Source organism: Stenotrophomonas sp. STEN013 (assembly GCF_056760355.1).
The window spans coordinates 249,568-267,004 of the sequence record NZ_JBRREO010000003.1; the positions used below are offsets into that span (position 1 = coordinate 249,568).

A 17,437-nucleotide genomic window follows, 5' to 3' on the forward strand; every position below is an offset into this window, starting at 1 on the left:
TAGAGACTGAGCCACGCCAATGGTCGGTTGCGCATACTGATATGCATCGCGATCTAGAGTCATCTGCAGCCAAGCGTCCTAAAGGTCACGCAGGCTAGGGGACGCGCTGGTGCGCGTTGATCCGGACCGGCGACTTTTAGAGCCGGGCGCTCTAGATAGCCGCCTTAGCGCCGCATGAGGTGCGCTTAAAACGATCTATTGAACGTGGCAAACGCCCGTCTAGTAAGGGTGAGCATCCGTGGAGCCGTGCTGGACAACGAAGGCATCGATGTCGTCTTGGTCTAGGACGGCCCCTTTCGCCGCATTCATGTACTCCCTCTGGCGTTCAATGACTGCTAATTCCGCTTCATCCTCGGGGTGGTATTGAAGTGCTTGGAGACTGTCCCGCATCTTATTCAAATCGAGGTCAGCTGCAGTCACCAAGTAGCAACCGTGAAAATCGGGGTCCAGCTGCCTGATTCGGTCAAGCTGATTAAGTGCGGGCTGAAGAGCGCCCATGTTGCCGCGCAGCACCTCCTCGATATGGCGGTCAAGCCACTCGCAGCACCCGACAAAGGCGAAGCAATCCTTTCGCAGGGCGTGGAGAGTGAGAATTTTCTCGATTTTCTCTGCGTTCGAGTCCAACCGGTTCGTCGAAGGAAAGTAGAGGGTAACGCTGTCTTGGCTGCGCCAATCGGGCGTCGTGTCAACCAGCTTCGTGTCGGCGTACTTTTGAAGCCAGACGAAGCACGTCAGATTGTCAGCGACGGAAGTGTGGAAGACGAAGAACGGCGCGGAAAACAGCGAAGCGTATTCAACCGTTTTTGTCGGGAAACCGCTGAGCGATACCTCGCTCTCGCCGAACGATTCACCCTTGCCTTTCACTTGGATCAATGCAATGCGACCGGTCGGGACATCGCCCTTGAAGAGCTCAATCTGCAAATCCACACCGTAGTCGCGTTCTTCAAGGCTGCGGACCAGCCAGTCGTCAGGCAGGTGTTGCAAGAGAGCTCTCACTGCACGGGTATCGATCCGATGCGTTTCCGTACGCTGAGGAAGTGCCACGAGAACTCCTGGATGAGAGCGAAAGTCTGAGCATAGTAATCGCTGTTGAACCCAAGCTTGCCGCTTAGCTCAGAGAAGGATCCGAGCCATTGGCTATGCCTGGACAAAGCGAACATGCATAGTTTGATCAACGCTCGATAGCACTGTAGGACGCAGATGGCACGGGTAGCGGTGGATCATCGCGCGCAGTACTTCTTCGATTTCTTTTCGCTGCCGCAAGGGCAAGGGTCATTCTAGAAATGGCGGTCTCCTTCAGAAATCGTCGTACTTGCTGCTCAGTTTTAGCTCTAACTCCTCAGCATAAGCGTTGACTCGCGCGCCGAAATCGAGGAGTGCTTGCTCCGAAATCACCACTGGCTCACCTTCCTTGGTCGTTCCATTCCTGTGGACGATGTCGTGCCTGATCCTAAGATCCTCCTTGAAGGCCGCGAATTCGGGAACCTTCACATCCAGCCCTATCTGCATCAACGGTCGTACATCCGACCAACGATGCCACGGTATCCGCTGCATATAACCCTTGATGTTCTCCTTCGCATTTTCTACAAACGCACGAGCGTCCTTTCCTTTGAGTTCCTTGTTAGCGAACTCAGGTAGTCGATCCAGGATGCGGGTAGCAGCGTTCTCGTCTTCCTCTAGCCAGTAGACCATCGTTTCCCACAGGTACGTCTCAAAGGCGGAGAACAGATAAGCAAACGCGAGGCGATTAAGGAGTTCCTTGGTCGAACTGTCTCCTGTAAGCGACTGAAGCTTCAGTCCTTGTACTACCGCGCTAGTCAAGCGTGATCGCGGGCCAGCCTCGTCCGATGAGACGATAACGTCATAGTCCTCGTCGTACTCATACGGGTTCCTCCACCGCAGCGGCGCCCAAGCGTCGCCCAGCTCCGCATGAAGCTCGTCGACGACCTTCTCAACCACCTCGTCCAGAGCTGTTCCCCCAAACCTATCCCACAGCACGTCCGCTGGATCGAAAGGACCTCCATGGATGAAAAGATATCCCCCTTCCCGTCCGTTATAGGGTGTTTCGTGGGCCGGGTCGCAGTATCGGCTGTACCACCATGCGAACACCGCTGTCTCCTGCTCATGTGCTTGAGCGCGCTTAAGCCAACGGTCGTCAGGCTCAAAGGCCTCGCCATCGGGCTCGGAGTGCGCTTCTTCAGGCAAATTTGATACGTCAGCCCAAGGGGTATCGAACATCAGATCCTTCGCTCTTCCCATCGGTCCATATCTCATGGGTGGTCTTAATAACTATAAGCGAGAGAGAGCTTGCTGCAAGGCGTAGGAAACGAAGCACCGGCTGCTGCCGCTGCCCAAGACCGGTCTAGAGGTTCCTTCGTAATCAGCAACAGCGCGGAGACTTCACTAAGCCGCGCCAGATCGTCTCTAAAAATCGAGCGAGACACTTCTTCGACTGCTAGTGGCCGATAGCCGACTTTAGTTGACTGGGGTCACAGGCCGCCTGACCCAACAAACTAATAATTTTTGTCTGTTTCGCGAGGCAGGGGAATGGCAACACCGCAGCCGGCCAAAGTTTTGCCACCCATCGTGGAGCTATTTGCCCGGACGACCGAGAAATTTTCTCGGGCCGCCAAGCTCCTGAAATCGGAGCGTTGGCCTTTTTGCCCGGACGACGAAGCAATCTGCTCGGAGTCCCCGAGCTTTTTGCTCGGTGCACGGAGCTGTTTGCTCGGGCCGCCGGGTACCTGAGCTCGGAACACCGGGCTTTTTGCCCGGACGACGGAGCAATCTGCCCGGAGTCCCGAGCTTTTTGCTCGGCGTGCGGAGCTGTTTGCTCGGGTCGCTGAGTACCTGAGCTCGGAACGCCGGGCTTTTTGCTCGGACGACGAAGCAATTTGCCCGGAGTCCCCGAGCTTTTTGCTCGGCGTGCGGAGCTGTTCGCCCGGGCCGCCGAGTACCTGAGCTCGGAGCGCCGGGCTTTTTGCTCGGTTGATGGAGCAATTTGCTCGGAGCCCCGAGCTTTTTGCTCGGGCCGCCGGGTACCTGAGACCGGAACGCCGAGCATTTTGCTCGGACGATGGAGCAATTTGCTCGTAGTCCCGGGCTTTTTGCTCGGTGCACGGAGCTATTTGCTCAGGCCGCCGGGCTTTTTGCCCCGACGATTGAGCAATCTGCTCGGAGTCCCGAGCTTTTTGCCCGGAGCGCCGGGCTCCGGTCCCGGAAAGCGGGGCGACCTGCCCGCCATCTGCCCATGATCTGCCTACCATCAGGCCGCTATCTACCTGCGCGACGCCCCACCCTCACGGGCTCAGCACCGTGCTGTGCCCCAGTCCGCGGGTCTTGCGTACCTGGATCTGCACCGGGATGCGTTCCTTGACGGCATCGACGTGGCTGATGACGCCGATCAGCTTGCCTTGGGCGTTGAGGCTGTCCAGTGCGTCCAGGGCGACATCCAGCGAATCCGGGTCGAGGCTGCCAAAGCCTTCGTCAAGGAAGAACGAATCGATACGGGTCTTGTGGCTGACCAGATCCGACAGGCCCAGCGCCAGCGCAAGGCTGACCAGGAAGCTCTCGCCACCGGACAGGGTGCGGGTGTCGCGGCGGGCATCGGCCTGCCAGGTATCGAGCACGCTCAGGGCCAAGCCGGTGCCGGCGCGGGCCAGCAGGTAGCGACCGCCGTCGAGCCGCTGCAGGTGCTGGTTGGCCAGCCGCACCAGCTGGTCCAGGGTCAGCCCCTGGGCGAAGGTGCGGAACTTGTCGCCCTGCGCCGAGCCGATCAGGCCGTTGAGGTGCTGCCATTGCTCCAGCCGCGCGCCGGCCTCGGCGATCTGCGCCTGCAGCGCCTGCAGGCCACTGCGCTGGGCCTGATCGAGCTCCAGCCGGGTGCGCAGCTGTGTGGCCTGGTCACGTGCCTTCGCCACCGCCGCCTCGCTTTCCTGTGCCTGCCGCTGCAGCTGTTCGGCATCGGCATCGCTGCGCCGGCTGGCCTGCAGCTCCTGCTCGCGCTCGCGCAACTGCGCCGCACGGCTGCGGGCATCGGCCAGTGCCTGCGCCAGCGCCTCCTGCTGTGCCTGCAGCGATGCGCGCTGCTCGGGCGGCAGACGGGCGGCCAGCAGTGCTTCGACGTTGGCGAAGCCGTGTTCGCGCAGCGCTGCATCGAGCCGGGTTTCGGCCTGACGCAGATCCTGCGTTCGGCTCTCCAGCAGCACCTCGGCGGCATGCGCTTCGGCGGCGGACCGCTGCAGCTGTTGCTGCACCTGTTCCAGTGCGGCGATGGCCTGGCGCAGCGCGGCAGCGGGTTCGGCCACCGCCGCCAGCGCCGGCCCCGGCGCGGCGGCATGACCGCTGTCGTCCCAGCGCTGCTGCCAGTGACGGCCCTGCGCGTCCGCCTGCCCGGCATCACTGCGGCGTTGCACCAGCAGCTGCTGCAACTGCTGCAGTTCCGCCTCGCGCTGACGCCATTGCGTCCACTCCTGTTCGCGCTGCTGCAGCCATGCGCCGCTATCGGCCGGCAGCTCGCCTCCGGGCAGATCGGCCGACAACCGCTCGCGCAGACGCTCGCTCTCGTCGACCGCCGCCGCGTGGTGCTCGCGCGACTCCTGCTCGCGGCCGGCAGCCAACGCCAGCGCCTCGCGCAGGCCCAGCAGTCGGGTGTCGTGCCGATCCAGCGCCAGTTGCTGTTCGTTGCAGTGCTGCTGCGCGGCCTGCAGCGCGGTCTGCAGCTGTTCGAGCCGGGCAACCTGCTCGCTGAGCTGCGTGCCTGCGGCACGGGTGGCGTCCAGCTCGGCCTGCAGGGCGGTCTGTTCATCGCCTTCGCCGAGCGCCAGCTGCAGCTGCGCACAACGCGCCGCCCACGCGTTGCCGAGCGCGAGGTACTGCACGTTCAAGGCCTGCAGCTGTTGTCCAACCCGGGTCAGTTCCGCTTGCCGTGTCGCACGCTGCAGCTCACAGCGCTGCTGGTGTTCGTAGGCCTGCCGGTGCTGCTGTTCGGCGGCGCTGGCGGCGGCCTGCGCGGCGCTGGGGTCCAGCTGCCGGTACTGCTCGATGGCCGGGTGTTCGGTGGCGCCACACAGCGGGCAGGCCTGCCCGTCTTCCAGTGCGGCGCGATGCCAGGCCAGATCCATGATCTGCCGTTCCAGTGTGGCGATGCGCTGGCGATCGTCCCAGGTGGCCTTGGCCGCAACCAGCGCGGTCTGCGCCGCTGACAGCTGCTGCTCGTCATCGACCAGGGCGGCCTGCAGCTGCTGCAGCTGTGCCTGTTCGTCGCGGATCTGCGCACGCAGCATCTGCCGTTGCTCGGCCAGCGGCGAAAGATCACGCAAGCCGCCATAGCGCTCACGCAGCTGGTCGCGCGAGGCGCGCAGCGCGTCCAGGCTGGTGCCGGTGCTGGCGGCGTTGAACTGTCCGGCCTGCGTGTCCCGCTGGGCGATGGCCTGTTCCAGTGCGCTCGCCAGCCCTGCCCGCTCGGCCTCGCCGGCCTGCAGCTGCGCCCGCGCCTGGGCGTGTTTTCCCGCGGCGTCGCCCAGCGCCTGCTGGGCCTGTGTCTGCTGCTGGCTGGCCGCCTGCAACTGGATGAATCCGGCGCGCCAGCCCGGCAGCTGTTCGCCGAGCTGCGCATGGGCGGCAACACCGGTCTGGATCGCCTGCAGCTGGTCAAACCGCTGCTGGTCGCGGTGCAACGCCTCGTTGCTGGCCTGCACGCTGTGCCGCGCCAGCTGCAGGCATTGCCACAGGCCATTCCGCTCCAGTTCGCGGTGTCCGGCGTGCCGCTGCCGCGCCTGTTCGCTACCCACGCCTGCCTCGGCCAGCGCCCGTTGCGCCTGCTGCCAGTGGCTGTACGCCGGCCATGCGCCTTCGGCCGGCTGCGCGCGCTGCAGGCGCTCGCGCGCCGGCGCGGCCTCCTCCAGTGCCTGCTGCGCGGCGCCCGTGTCCGCGTCGGCCGCGCGCAACTGCGCCTGCACACGATCCAGCTCCTGCCGCCAGGCCAGCGCCTCGCGGCTGTGCTGCTGCGCGGCCAGCAACGGCGGCAACTGCGCGGCCAACTGCTCTGCCTGTTCCTGCAGCGCCGCGCGCTCGGGTTCCGGCAGCAGCTGCACGCCGCCGGCACGGGCCTGCAACTGCTCCACCTCGCGCTTGCGCTGCTCGGTCTGCTGGTACACGCGCTGGGAGATGTCGCTGTAGATATCGGTCCCGGTGAGCTGCTCCAGCAGCTCGGCGCGGTCCTTGTCGGAGCTGTTGAGGAAGTCGGCGAACTGGCCCTGCGCCAGCAGCACCGAGCGGGTGAAGCGGTCGAAATCCAGCCCGGTGCGGGCCTCGGTCTCCTCCAGCTTCTCCTTGATCGAGGTGGTGATGATGCGGCCGTCGGCCAGCGCCAGCTCCACCTGCGGCGCCTGCAGGCGGCCATCAACCTTGTCGCGCGCACGCCGCTGCGCCCAGAACGCGCGGTAGCGCTGGCCACGGCTCTCGAACTCGACCTCGGCCAGGCAGTCGGCGGTGTGCTCGGTCATCAGCGGGTTGTGCGCGGCCGAGAGGGTGGCCATGCGCGGGGTGCGATGGAACAGCGCCAGGCAGATCGCGTCCAGCAGCGTGGTCTTGCCGGCACCGGTCGGCCCGGTGATGGCGAACAGACCATCGGCAAAGGCCGGCGCGGTGAAATCGATATGGGTTTCGCCCTTGAGCGAATTGAGGTTCTTCAGCCGCAGCGAGAGGATTTTCATGCCGGCTCCCCGCCTTCGATATCGGCCAGCACCTGCTCGAAACAGGCATGCAGCTCGACCACCCGTTCCTCCGGAAGCTCGTGCTCCTGCGCCAGCCGCTGCGCGAACACCTCGCGCGGCTGCAGTTCATCCAGATGCTGGCCGGCGTCCGCCTCGATCACCGCGGTGACGCTGCTGCGCTTGCGGCGGATACGCAGCACCTCCAGCGGCAACGCTTCGACCAGTGCGGCGATACGGCTTTGCAGATCGGGCAGGTAGTCGTCGATCTCCACGGTGACCTCGACCCAGCCCCGCTGCCCGGAGGGAACCTGTGCCGCCACGTCCGCCAGTTGCTGCGGCAGGCCGGCCAGGGTGCCGGCCACCCGTGCCAGCACCCGGAAACGCGGCACCGGCAATGGCGTCACCGACTGCAGCTGTTCGCCATCCAGCTCCACCAGCAGCACCTGCTTGGCCTGCCCGACCTCGTCGAAACTCAGCGGAATCGGCGAGCCGCTGTAGCGGATGTGCTCCAGCCCGCCGACCTTCTGCGGCTGGTGGATATGGCCCAGCGCGATATACGCGGCCGGCGGAAACGCGCTGGTGGGAAAGGCGTTGAGCGAACCGACATAGATCTCGCGCACCGAATCGCTGGTGCTGGCCCCGACCGTGGTGAGGTGGCCGGTGGCCACGATCGGCAGCGGCGCGGCTTCGGCCTCGCGCATCGCCACGGCGGCGGCATGGATGCGCGCGTAATGCGCGGCGATGCCCTCCATCATCGCGCCGCGCTTGTCATCGGCGCTCTGCCCGGCCTCGCTGCGCGCCACATCGCGGGCGCGGATGAAGGGCACCGCGCACAGGATCATGCCCGGCGCGCCAGCGCGACCGGGAATGCGATGGACATGCTCGCCCGGCTCGGCCATCAGCGTGGGCACCACCAGCGTGTCCAGCCGCGCCAGCAACCCGCGCGACTCGGACAGCATCGCCGGCGAATCGTGGTTGCCGCCCAGCACCACCAGCCGTGCCCCGCTGTCGCGCAGCGCGACGATGAACTGGTTGTACTGCTCGCGCGCGTAGCTGGGCGGGGTGCCGGTATCGAACACGTCGCCGGCCACCAGCACCGCATCGACCTGGTGCTCACGCACCTGCCCGATCAGCCAGTCCAGAAACGCCGCATGTTCGGCTTCGCGCGACTGGCCGAGGAAGTTCTGGCCCAGGTGGAGATCGGAGGTGTGCAGCAGGCGCATGTGGGGCGGTTTCCGGAAGCAGGTGGATGGTGCGGAGCGCATCCGCTGTGGCGAAGAGCGGCAAGTGTGCACCGCCGGCGATGCTGCGGCCATGCCAACACGGCGGCGTCGCAACCGCTGCGACCGGGACACCCCGCCCGACGGTGCGCTTCACGCATCCGGTGCGGTTTTGCGGCACGCTTGCGGCAACCGATAAGGAGGCTGGGCGATGAACAAAGTGCTGCTGGCGATACTCCTGGTCCTGCTCATGGCCATCGGCGGTTATGTCGCCGCCGGCCCCTACCTGGCGATCCACGGCATCAGCGAGGCGATCGAGAAGCGGGATACCGCACAGCTCTCGCGCTACGTGGATTTCCCGGCACTGCGGGCCAACCTGAAAGCGCAGCTGAGCGACTATGTGGTCCGCCGCGGCGGCCCGGAGCTGCAATCGAGCCTGCTGGGCGCGGTGGCACTGGGCATGGCCGGCGATCTGGCCGGCGCCGGGGTCGATACGCTGGTCACACCGGCCGGTATCGGCGCCCTGCTCCAGGGCCAGGACGTGTGGAAACGGGCGACCGGCGACACGGCCGGTGGCGACGCCTGGGCGCCGCCTGTCCCGGCCAGACCGTTGCAGGGCGCGCATCACCGCTACGAATCGTTCTCGCGTTTCACCGCCACCACGCAGACCCGCGACGGACGCGCCATCGTGTTCGTGCTGTCGCGCGACGGGCTGCAGTGGCGACTGAGCAACATCCTCCTGCCGCTGGACCAGGCGCCGGGCTGATCCCGGCGCCTGTGGGGTTCAGGCGATCCGGCGCACCTGCGGCACTTCACGGTCGGCCAGGAAGGCTTCCAGCGAATCGTCCATCGCCTCCATCCACGGGGTGTGGTGCGGTGGCGCCAGCGTGCCGGTCAACACCGAGCGGTAGCTGCGGTTGCGATAGCCGAGGATGTCGGCCTGCTTGTCGTGCTTCCACTCCTTGAACAGCGCGGCGACCGCTTCGACATTGAAGTCCGGGTAGTCGGTCGCATCGAGCAGATCACGCACGTAGGCGGTCTGGAAGTCGATGTCCTCTTCCGCCGAGCTGGTGGCTTCCTCGCGTGCCAGCCAGGCCTCGCTGTCGGCACGCATCGCCGCCGCATCCGGCAGGGCGATCCGCCCGAGGATCTCGTCGCGCACATACCAGGCCTGCGCGTCGAACATGTTGAAGGTGTAGTACTGGTCCTGCATGCCCAGATAGACCAGCTTGGGGTTGTCGATCCAGAACACGCCCTTGTACAGGTCGCCCGGATACAGGCGGTTGCGCGTGCGCAGGGTCAATTCGTCCGGCAGGAACGGGAAGTGATGCTGGTAGCCGGTGCACAGCACGATCGCATCGACCTTGCGCGAGCTGCCATCGGCGAAATGCGCGATATCGTCTTCCAGCCGCAGCAACAGTGGCCGCTCCTCGAAGGTCTCGGGCCAGTCATAGCCCATCGGCGCGCTGCGATAGCTGAAGGTGACCGACCTGGCGCCGTATTTGTAGCACTGCGTGCCAATGTCTTCCGCCGAATAGCTGCTGCCGACCAGCAGCAGGTCCTTGCCGCTGAACTCGCAGGCATCACGGAAGTCATGGGCATGCAGTACCCGGCCCGGAAAGCGTTCCAGACCTTCGAAGAACGGCGCATTGGGCGTGGAGAAATGGCCCGTGGCCACGATCACCCGGTCGAACTGTTCGGTGACCAGCTCGTCCTTCTTCAGGTCACGCACGGTGACGGTGAACAGGCCGGTGTCCTGGCTGTAATCCACCCACTGCACGGCCATGTTGAAGCGGATCTGGTCGCGCACGCCGCTCTTCTCGATGCGCCCCATGATGTAGTCGCGCAGCACCGCACGCGGCGGATAGGAGGCGATGGGCCGGCCGAAGTGCTCCTCGAAACTGTAGTCGGCGAACTCCAGCGCTTCCTTCGGTCCGTTGGACCACAGGTAGCGGTACATGCTGCCGTGCACCGGTTCTCCATAGGCGTCCAAGCCGGTGCGCCACGTGTAGTTCCACATTCCGCCAAGGTCGGACTGTTTTTCATAACAGACGATCTCGGGCACCTCCGCGCCGGCCCTGCGGGCTGATTCGAACGCACGAAGTTGGGCCAGACCACTGGGGCCGGCGCCAAGAATGGCGATACGCATGGTCATTCGGTTTTTTCTCCTGTGTAGCGGCCGCATCGACAAGGCGATGCAGTACTGCGCAAGGGCGCATATGAAGCGCCACGCAGGAGACAGCTGTCCAGACCCGCGTGGCGCGCGAATACCCGGCAACTGCCATTGGCAGTCACGTCGCAACGGGAATGGCGGAACGCAAACGTCGCCGATCGGGAGCAAGCCCCGCCCCGTTGGATACCAGGTGGGTGCGATGCGAGTGGAATCTGCCGCGGTACTGCAGATCGATGCGCGGCGCGATGCCGCAAGGGGATACTCGCAAAAGCGGCCCCATCCTAACATGGACATCACGCCGCCCCGCAAATGCAGGACGGCGGAAAACCGTCAAAAACCCCGGGAAATCAGCCTGCGTTGGCTACACCGTGCGGCACATGACCGGCAGCGACATGCTGCCTGGCACTGTCGATGTTGTGCTGCGAATCATCGAAAAAAATGTCGGCGCCGAAGGCTTCCAGGAACGGGCCCTTGTGCCGGCCCCCGAGGAACAGGGCCTCATCCAGACGCACGCCCCATTCGCGCAGGGTGCGGATCACCCGCTCATGGGCCGGTGCCGAACGCGCGGTGACCAGCGCGGTGCGGATCGGCGCATTCTCGCCTGCCGGGAAGGCCGCCTGCAGCGCGTGCAGGGCGGACAGGAAGTTGCGGAACGGGCCACCACTGAGCGGCTCGTGTGCGCGCTCCTGCTCGTGCCGGCCGAATGCCTCCACGCCCTGCTCGCGCGAGATGCGCTCGCTCTCATCGCCGAAGATCACCGCATCCCCGTCGAAGGCGATACGCAGCTGCGCAGGACAACGGCCGGTATCCAGCGGTTCGTGGGCGGCGGCCAGGGTCTCGCCCGGCGCCTTGGGCAGGATGGTGGCGGCCGCGATGCCATGCACCAGCGCCCGCCGTACCGACTCGGGATTGGCCGACAGGAACAGGTCGGTACCGAACGGTTTGGCGTAGGGCCAGGTCGGCTCGCCGGCGGTGAAGGTGGCGCGCACGATATCCAGCCCGTAGTGCTGGATCGAATTGAAGATGCGCAGGCCCGTGTCGGCGGAGTTGCGCGAAAGCAGGATCACTTCCACCCGCGGCGTCTCGCCCGGTACGCCGGCATTCAAGGACAGCAGCTTGCGTACCACCGGAAACGCCACGCCGGGCTTGAGCACATCGTCCTCGTGTTCGCGCTGGTAGGCCGCATAGGCTTCCAGCCCGTCGCGCTCGAACAGCGCATGCCCCTCCTCCAGATCGAACAGCGCCCGCGAGGTCACGGCCACGGTGAGAAGTCTTGGTGAGTTGTCGCCCATATGCTGCTTTTTTCCGAATCAATTGAACCATCTGGCCGGGACGTCCCGGTGCGTGGCCAGCGCGGCCATGACGGGCGTGCCGTCAGAACATGAACTGCTCGCTGAGGATGCGGTCTTCCAGGTTGTGTTCCGGGTCGAACAGCAAGGTCACCTGGCGCTCGCGCGACTCGCGGATGGTCACTTCCACCACGTCGCGGGTCTCATGCGAATCGGCGGTGACGCTGACCGGCCGCTTGTACGGATCGAGCACACGGAAGCGCACCTCGGTATCGGCTTTGAGGATCGCGCCCCGCCAGCGGCGCGGTCGATACGGTGCCAGCGGCGTCAGGGCGATGGTATTGGAGCCCAGCGGCAGGATCGGCCCGTGCGCCGAGTAGTTGTAGGCGGTGCTGCCAGCCGGGGTGGAGACCAGCACGCCATCGCAGATCAGCTCGGCCACCCGTTCCTGGCCGTTGAGGTCGATACCGATATGCGCCGCCTGCCGGGTCTGCCGCAGCATCGACACATCGTTGTAGGCCAGCGAGCCGGTGGTGGTGCCCGATTCGGTCTGCGCGATCATCTCCAGCGGGCGCAGGTGCGCCGGCTCGGCCATCGCCAGCCGGTCCATCAGCTCGTCATCGCGGTGCTGGTTCATCAGAAAACCGACCGTTCCCAGCTTCATGCCGAACACCGGTTTGCCCATGCCACCGTGGCGGTGCAGGGTCTGCAGCATGAAACCGTCGCCGCCCAACGGACACAGCACGTCGGCATCATCGGGATCGAAATCACCATAGCGCGCGACCAGCGCGGCACGTGCCGTCTGGGCCTGCGCGGTGTTGCTGGCGAGAAAAGCGATACGGGGGGAAACAGTCATCGTCGGCTCCAACGCAGGTGCCGAGCATACCTTGCGGCCGGAAAGACGACAGCCCCGCCAGGGCGGGGCTGTCGTTTCCTCTATCGCGGCAAACGGGTGTCCCGGGGGGCCGGGGCACCCGTCCGGCCTCAGGCGCCGTGCGCGGCCAACTGGCCCAGACGCTGCACCGCCACCGACACGGTCGGGTAGTCCAGCGTCTTCTGCTCGGCCAGTTCGGCCAGCATACCCAGCGTGAAGCGCAGGCCGCTGTCATCGCGCTTGAGCCACGCGGCAACCTTGGCCTCGGCACCACTGCCGCGCATGGACAGCACCTGGCCGGCCAGGCTGCACTGGTGTGCGGCCAGTTCGTCGCGCAGCACGCCACGGGCCACCGCATGCCAGCGGCCGTTGACCTCCAGCGCGTCGATCTGCTCGAACAGCCACGGCATCTGCAGGGCTTCACCCAGACGGAAGTGCACCTTGGACACCTCCACCGGCTTGAGCTTGCGGGTGCGTGCCAGTTCGATGATGTCGAACGCCGGCTCCAGGAACTGCAGTTCCGACAGCTGCTGCGCCAGTGCCGCCGGCAGCCCCTTCCGCTTCCATTCCTGGACGCTGGCCTCATACGCCGGGCGCTGCGAGTCGGGCAACACGCCCGAGGCGACGCGGATATCGTTGAACGCGGCCTGATAGCGCTCCACCGCCGCGGTGATACCCGGCATGGCGCCCGGACGCGACAGCAGCCAGCGCACGAACGAGCGCTGCAGCTTCCAGATCACTTCCAGCGCATCGACCTGCACCGCTTCGGGCAGCGTGCCGTCGAGCGCGTCGATCTGCGCCCACAACGCACGGGCATCGAGCGTCTCGCGGCTGATGGTGTAGGCCTTGGCGACCTCGGCGATGCTGCGGCCGGTGTCCTCCTGCATCCGCATCAGGAACGTCGCGCCCATGCGGTTGATGGTCTGGTTGGTCACCGCCGTGGCGATGATTTCGCGCTTCAGGCGGTGACGCTCCATCGCGTCGGCGTACTTCTTCTGCAGCGGCTGCGGGAAATAGCGCAGCAGCTCCTTGGACAGGTACGGATCTTCGGGGATGTCCGAGTCCAGCAGCTGCTGGAACGCGACCATCTTCGAGTACGACAGCAGGATCGCCAGCTCCGGACGGGTCAGGCCCTGGCCGCGCAGCTTGCGTGCCGACAGCTCCGCATCGGAGGGCAGGAACTCGATCTGGCGATCGAGCAGGCCCTGTTTCTCCAACGTGCGGATGAAGTGCTGCTTGGAGCCCAGCCGGGTGGTGCTCATGCGCTCCATCACACTCAGCGCCTGGTTCTGACGGTAGTTGTCCATCAGCACCAGCTCGGCCACCTCGCCGGTCATCGACGCCAGCAGCTTGTTGCGCTGGTCGACGCTGAGCTTCCCGGCTCGCACCACGTCGTTGAGCAGGATCTTGATGTTGACTTCGTGGTCGGAGGTGTCGACACCGGCCGAGTTGTCGATGAAGTCGGTGTTGAGCAGTACGCCGGCCTGCGCGGCCTCGATGCGGCCGAGCTGGGTCATGCCCAGGTTGCCGCCCTCGCCCACGATCTTGCAGCGCAGCTCGCCGCCGTTGACGCGCAGCCCGTTGTTGGCGCGGTCGCCGACATCGGCATGGGTCTCGGTCGCGGATTTGACGTAGGTGCCGATGCCGCCATTCCACACCAGATCCACCGGCGCCCGCAGCGCGGCGCTGATCAGCTCGGTCGGGGTCATCGCCTTGATACCGGCGTCGATACCCAGTGCTTCGCGCACTTCCGGAGTGATCTCGATCGACTTGAGCGAACGCGGGTAGATGCCGCCGCCCTTGCTGATCAGCTTGCTGTCATAGTCCGCCCAGCTCGAACGCGGCACCTTGAACATGCGCGCGCGTTCCTTGAAGGACGTCGCCGCCACCGGGTTCGGGTCCAGGAAGATGTGGCGGTGGTCGAACGCACAGACCAGGCGGATGTGCTCGGACAGCAGCATGCCGTTGCCGAACACGTCGCCGGACATGTCGCCGATGCCGACCACGGTGAAATCCTGCTTCTGGCAGTCGCGGCCCAGCGCACGGAAGTGGCGCTTGACCGACTCCCACGCACCGCGCGCGGTGATGCCCATGCCCTTGTGGTCGTAACCGACCGAACCACCCGAAGCGAAGGCGTCGTCCAGCCAGAACCCGTGCGCACGGGCGATGCCGTTGGCGGTGTCGGAGAACGTCGCGGTGCCCTTGTCGGCCGCCACCACCAGGTACGGATCGTCCTGGTCGTGCCGCACCACACCCACCGGCGGCACGATCTTGTCGTCGACGATGTTGTCGGTGATATCCAGCAGGCCGTTGATGAAGCGCTTGTAGCAGGCCACGCCTTCGGCGAACCAGGCGTCACGATCGACCGCCGGGTCCGGGAGCTGCTTGGCGAAGAAGCCGCCCTTGGAGCCGACCGGCACGATCACGGTGTTCTTCACCATCTGTGCCTTGACCAGACCCAGCACTTCGGTGCGGAAGTCTTCGCGACGGTCCGACCAGCGCAGGCCGCCACGGGCCACCGGGCCGAAGCGCAGATGGGTGCCTTCCACGCGCGGGCCGCACACGAAGATCTCGCGGTACGGGCGCGGCTTGGGCAGGTCCGGCACCTTGGCGGCGTCGAACTTGAAGCTGATGTAGTCGGCCGGGCCACCGTCGGCGCGCACGCCGTCCTTGCGCGGCATGAAATAGCTGGTGCGCAGCGTGGCTTCGATCACGCCGATGAAGCTGCGCAGGATGCGGTCCTCATCCAAGCTGGAGACGCCATCGAGCAGCTTGATCAGCGCGTCATGGACAACCGCCATGCGCGCATCGCGCTTGCCCTTGCGTGCCTTGACCAGGCCCTCGAGCAGCTTGAGGGTGGCAACATCGTCACCGGCCAGCGCCTTGAGCTGGGCCAGCTGTGCGTCCAGCACCGCCTTGTCGGTGGACGGGGCCGGTTCGAAGCGCGCTTCGAACAGCTCCACGATCAGCCGTGCCAGCAGCGGATAGCGGTTGAAGGTGCCTTCCACATAGGCCTGCGAGAACGGCACGCCGATCTGCAGCAGGTACTTGCAATAGCCGCGCAGCATCGACACCTGGCGCCAGTCCAGGCCGGCGCCCAGCACCAGCCGGTTGAAACCGTCGTTCTCGGCCTCGCCATGCCATACCTTGGCGAACGCCTCGCAGAAGGTGGGATTGGCCGCCGCCACATCGATACCGGCCAGCAGTGATTCGACCTCGAAGTCCTGCACGTAGACCGGCGCGTTGTCGACCATCAGCCGGTACGGCCGCTCGGCCATGACCCGCAGGCCCATGTTTTCCATCATCGGCAGCACGTCGGACAACGGAATGTCCTTGAGCTGGCGGTAGAGTTTCAGACGCAGGCCGTCCACGCCATCACGGCGCAGCGCGTGCAGGTTCAGGCGCAGATCGTCAGGACCGGTCAGTGCGTCGAGCTGGGCCACGTCGGCCGCCGCGATTTCAGCACTGGAATCTTCGATATACCCCGCCGGAAGTGCCTTGCCGATACGCGAGGCGATGCGCAGCCCCTCGGTTTCCCCGTGACGGGCGATCAGTGCTTCACGCAGATCGTCCTGCCAGTTGCGCAATACATTAGCCAAACGCTTCTCCAAATCGCCGGTATCCGGCTCCAGACTTCCACCGGCCTTGGGCCGGACGATGAGATGTACCTGTGCCAGCGGAGAATCCCCCAGCACCACGTGGGAGTCGACGTACTCGCCCTGCAGCGCTTCGCGCAACATGGCCTCGATACGCAGACGCACATCCGTATTGAACCGTTCACGCGGCAGGAACACCAGCGCGGAGATGAAACGGCTGAACTTGTCGCGACGCAGGAACATGCGACTGCGCACGCGCTCCTGCAGACCCAGCACGCCCATCGCCACGTCGAAAAGTTCGTCTTCGCTGCACTGGAACAGCTCTTCGCGCGGCAGCGATTCGATGATGTGGCGCAGCGCCTTGCCGCTGTGGCTGGAGGCACTCAGCCCCGCACGCTGCATCACGTTCTCATAGCGCAGGCGCACCAGCGGGATTTCCCACGGGCGCCGGCTGTAGGCGCTGGAAGTGAACAGACCCAGGAAGCGCTGCTCGCCGATGATCCTGCCCTTGGCATCGAACTCCAGGACGCCGATGTAGTCCATATAGCCGCCGCGGTGGATCCGCGAACGGGCGTTGGTCTTGGTCAGGATCAATGCATCGGTCAGGCCACTGGTGGTGTTCAGGCCCTGTGCCGCCAGGCCCTTGACCGGCCGTGCGACCGACCCGTCCGAGCCGCGCATCAGGCCCAGACCGGTACCCTTCTGCGCGACCAGCACCTCTTCGCGGCCCTGTTTTTCGACCTTGTACTCGCGGTAGCCGAAGAAGGTGAAGTGGTTGTCGGCCGCCCAGCGCAGGAACTCCTGCGCCTCAAGGCGCGAGGCCTTGCTGACCGGCAAGGCGCGCTTGCCCAGATCCCCGGCCAGTGCCAGCGCCTGGTCACGCATCGGCTTCCAGTCTTTGACGATCGCGCGCACATCCTCGAGCACCGCACTGATGCGCTTGGCTACCGCCTCCAGCCCGGCGGCGGGCTGCCGGTCGATTTCCAGCAGCATCACCGACTCCGCCGCGCCCTCGCCCACTCCGGAGAGTTTTCCGGCCTTGTCACGGGCCAGCACGATCACCGGATGCCCCAGCACATGCACGCCGATGCCCTGCTCGGCCAGTGCCAGCGACACGGTATCGACCAGGAACGGCATGTCGTCGTTGACGATCTGCAGCACCGTATGCGGCGATTCCCAGCCATCGGCCTTCAGTGTCGGATTGAACGCCCGCACGTTGGCCTTGCCCGGCTTGCGCACGCGCACGAACTCGAACATGTCGGCGGCAAGCACCGCCCACTCCTCGGCCGAGTGCAGACAAAACTCGTCCGCCTCCATCCGCTTGTAGAACGCCGACGCGAACGCCACCGCCTGGCTCTGCGCGGCAACGGGGTATCGCTTCCGCAACGCTGAAAAAACGGGTTCTAGTGACAGGCCGGCCTGCAGGACAGTCTCTTTGGCTACCGGCTTGCGTTTCGGTTGGGTGGACTTGGCAGCGCTGTTTTGCGATTTCATAACGGAGCTTTTGGGTGGTGCTCGTTGGAGAATCGGCGATTGTATCTCCGGCAACCAAAAGAGCCTTGCTGCATG

At 65.3% G+C, this 17,437-nt stretch carries 9 protein-coding genes and 1 pseudogene; 1 reads left to right on the plus strand and 9 read right to left on the minus strand.

Annotated features, from left to right (window positions below; translation table 11 throughout):
- Positions 1-219: 219 nt before the first annotated feature.
- The 5 genes and pseudogenes from ACVOMH_RS09045 to sbcD all read right to left on the minus strand — a co-directional run bounded on the left by ACVOMH_RS09045 (position 220) and on the right by sbcD (position 7,939).
- Positions 220-1,044 carry a DUF4365 domain-containing protein gene (locus ACVOMH_RS09045; RefSeq protein WP_481551724.1) on the minus strand — a complete coding sequence of 275 codons (825 nt, stop codon included), beginning with the start codon at positions 1,042-1,044 and terminating at the stop codon, positions 220-222.
- Positions 1,045-1,220: 176 nt separating this feature from the next.
- Positions 1,221-1,277: pseudogene (locus ACVOMH_RS09050) on the minus strand (SEC-C metal-binding domain-containing protein); the annotation flags it as partial.
- Positions 1,278-1,296: 19 nt separating this feature from the next.
- Positions 1,297-2,238: a hypothetical protein gene (locus ACVOMH_RS09055; protein WP_481551725.1), complete on the minus strand. Its 942-nt coding sequence runs from the start codon at positions 2,236-2,238 to the stop codon at positions 1,297-1,299.
- Between the two features lie 1,061 nt (positions 2,239-3,299).
- A complete protein-coding gene (locus tag ACVOMH_RS09060) occupies positions 3,300-6,716 on the minus strand; it encodes an AAA family ATPase (RefSeq protein WP_481551726.1) in 3,417 nt (1,138 codons plus the stop codon).
- A complete protein-coding gene (sbcD, locus tag ACVOMH_RS09065) occupies positions 6,713-7,939 on the minus strand; it encodes an exonuclease subunit SbcD (protein ID WP_481551727.1) in 1,227 nt (408 codons plus the stop codon). The genes ACVOMH_RS09060 and sbcD overlap by 4 nt, the downstream gene beginning before the upstream one ends.
- Before the next feature lie 208 nt (positions 7,940-8,147).
- On the opposite strand from sbcD, the gene ACVOMH_RS09070 reads away from it, so the two are divergent.
- Entirely contained in the window at positions 8,148-8,702 is a 555-nt protein-coding gene (locus ACVOMH_RS09070) for a DUF2939 domain-containing protein (RefSeq protein ID WP_481551728.1), read from the plus strand.
- Between the two features lie 18 nt (positions 8,703-8,720).
- Here the strand turns inward: ACVOMH_RS09070 and ACVOMH_RS09075 are convergent, their stop codons facing one another.
- From ACVOMH_RS09075 to ACVOMH_RS09090, 4 genes are all read right to left on the minus strand, one after another.
- Positions 8,721-10,091: an NAD(P)-binding domain-containing protein gene (locus tag ACVOMH_RS09075; protein ID WP_481551729.1), complete on the minus strand. Its 1,371-nt coding sequence runs from the start codon at positions 10,089-10,091 to the stop codon at positions 8,721-8,723.
- Positions 10,092-10,456: 365 nt separating this feature from the next.
- Entirely contained in the window at positions 10,457-11,401 is a 945-nt protein-coding gene (locus ACVOMH_RS09080) for a 5'-nucleotidase (protein WP_481524216.1), read from the minus strand.
- An 82-nt stretch (positions 11,402-11,483) separates the two neighbouring features.
- The gene (locus tag ACVOMH_RS09085) at positions 11,484-12,254 is read right to left on the minus strand and encodes an NAD kinase (protein WP_481551730.1); all 771 of its coding nucleotides are present in this window, start codon (positions 12,252-12,254) and stop codon (positions 11,484-11,486) included.
- Between the two features lie 128 nt (positions 12,255-12,382).
- Positions 12,383-17,362 (minus strand): NAD-glutamate dehydrogenase, encoded by a 4,980-nt coding sequence (locus ACVOMH_RS09090; RefSeq protein ID WP_481551731.1) that lies wholly within the window; start codon positions 17,360-17,362, stop codon positions 12,383-12,385.
- Positions 17,363-17,437: the final 75 nt, after the last annotated feature.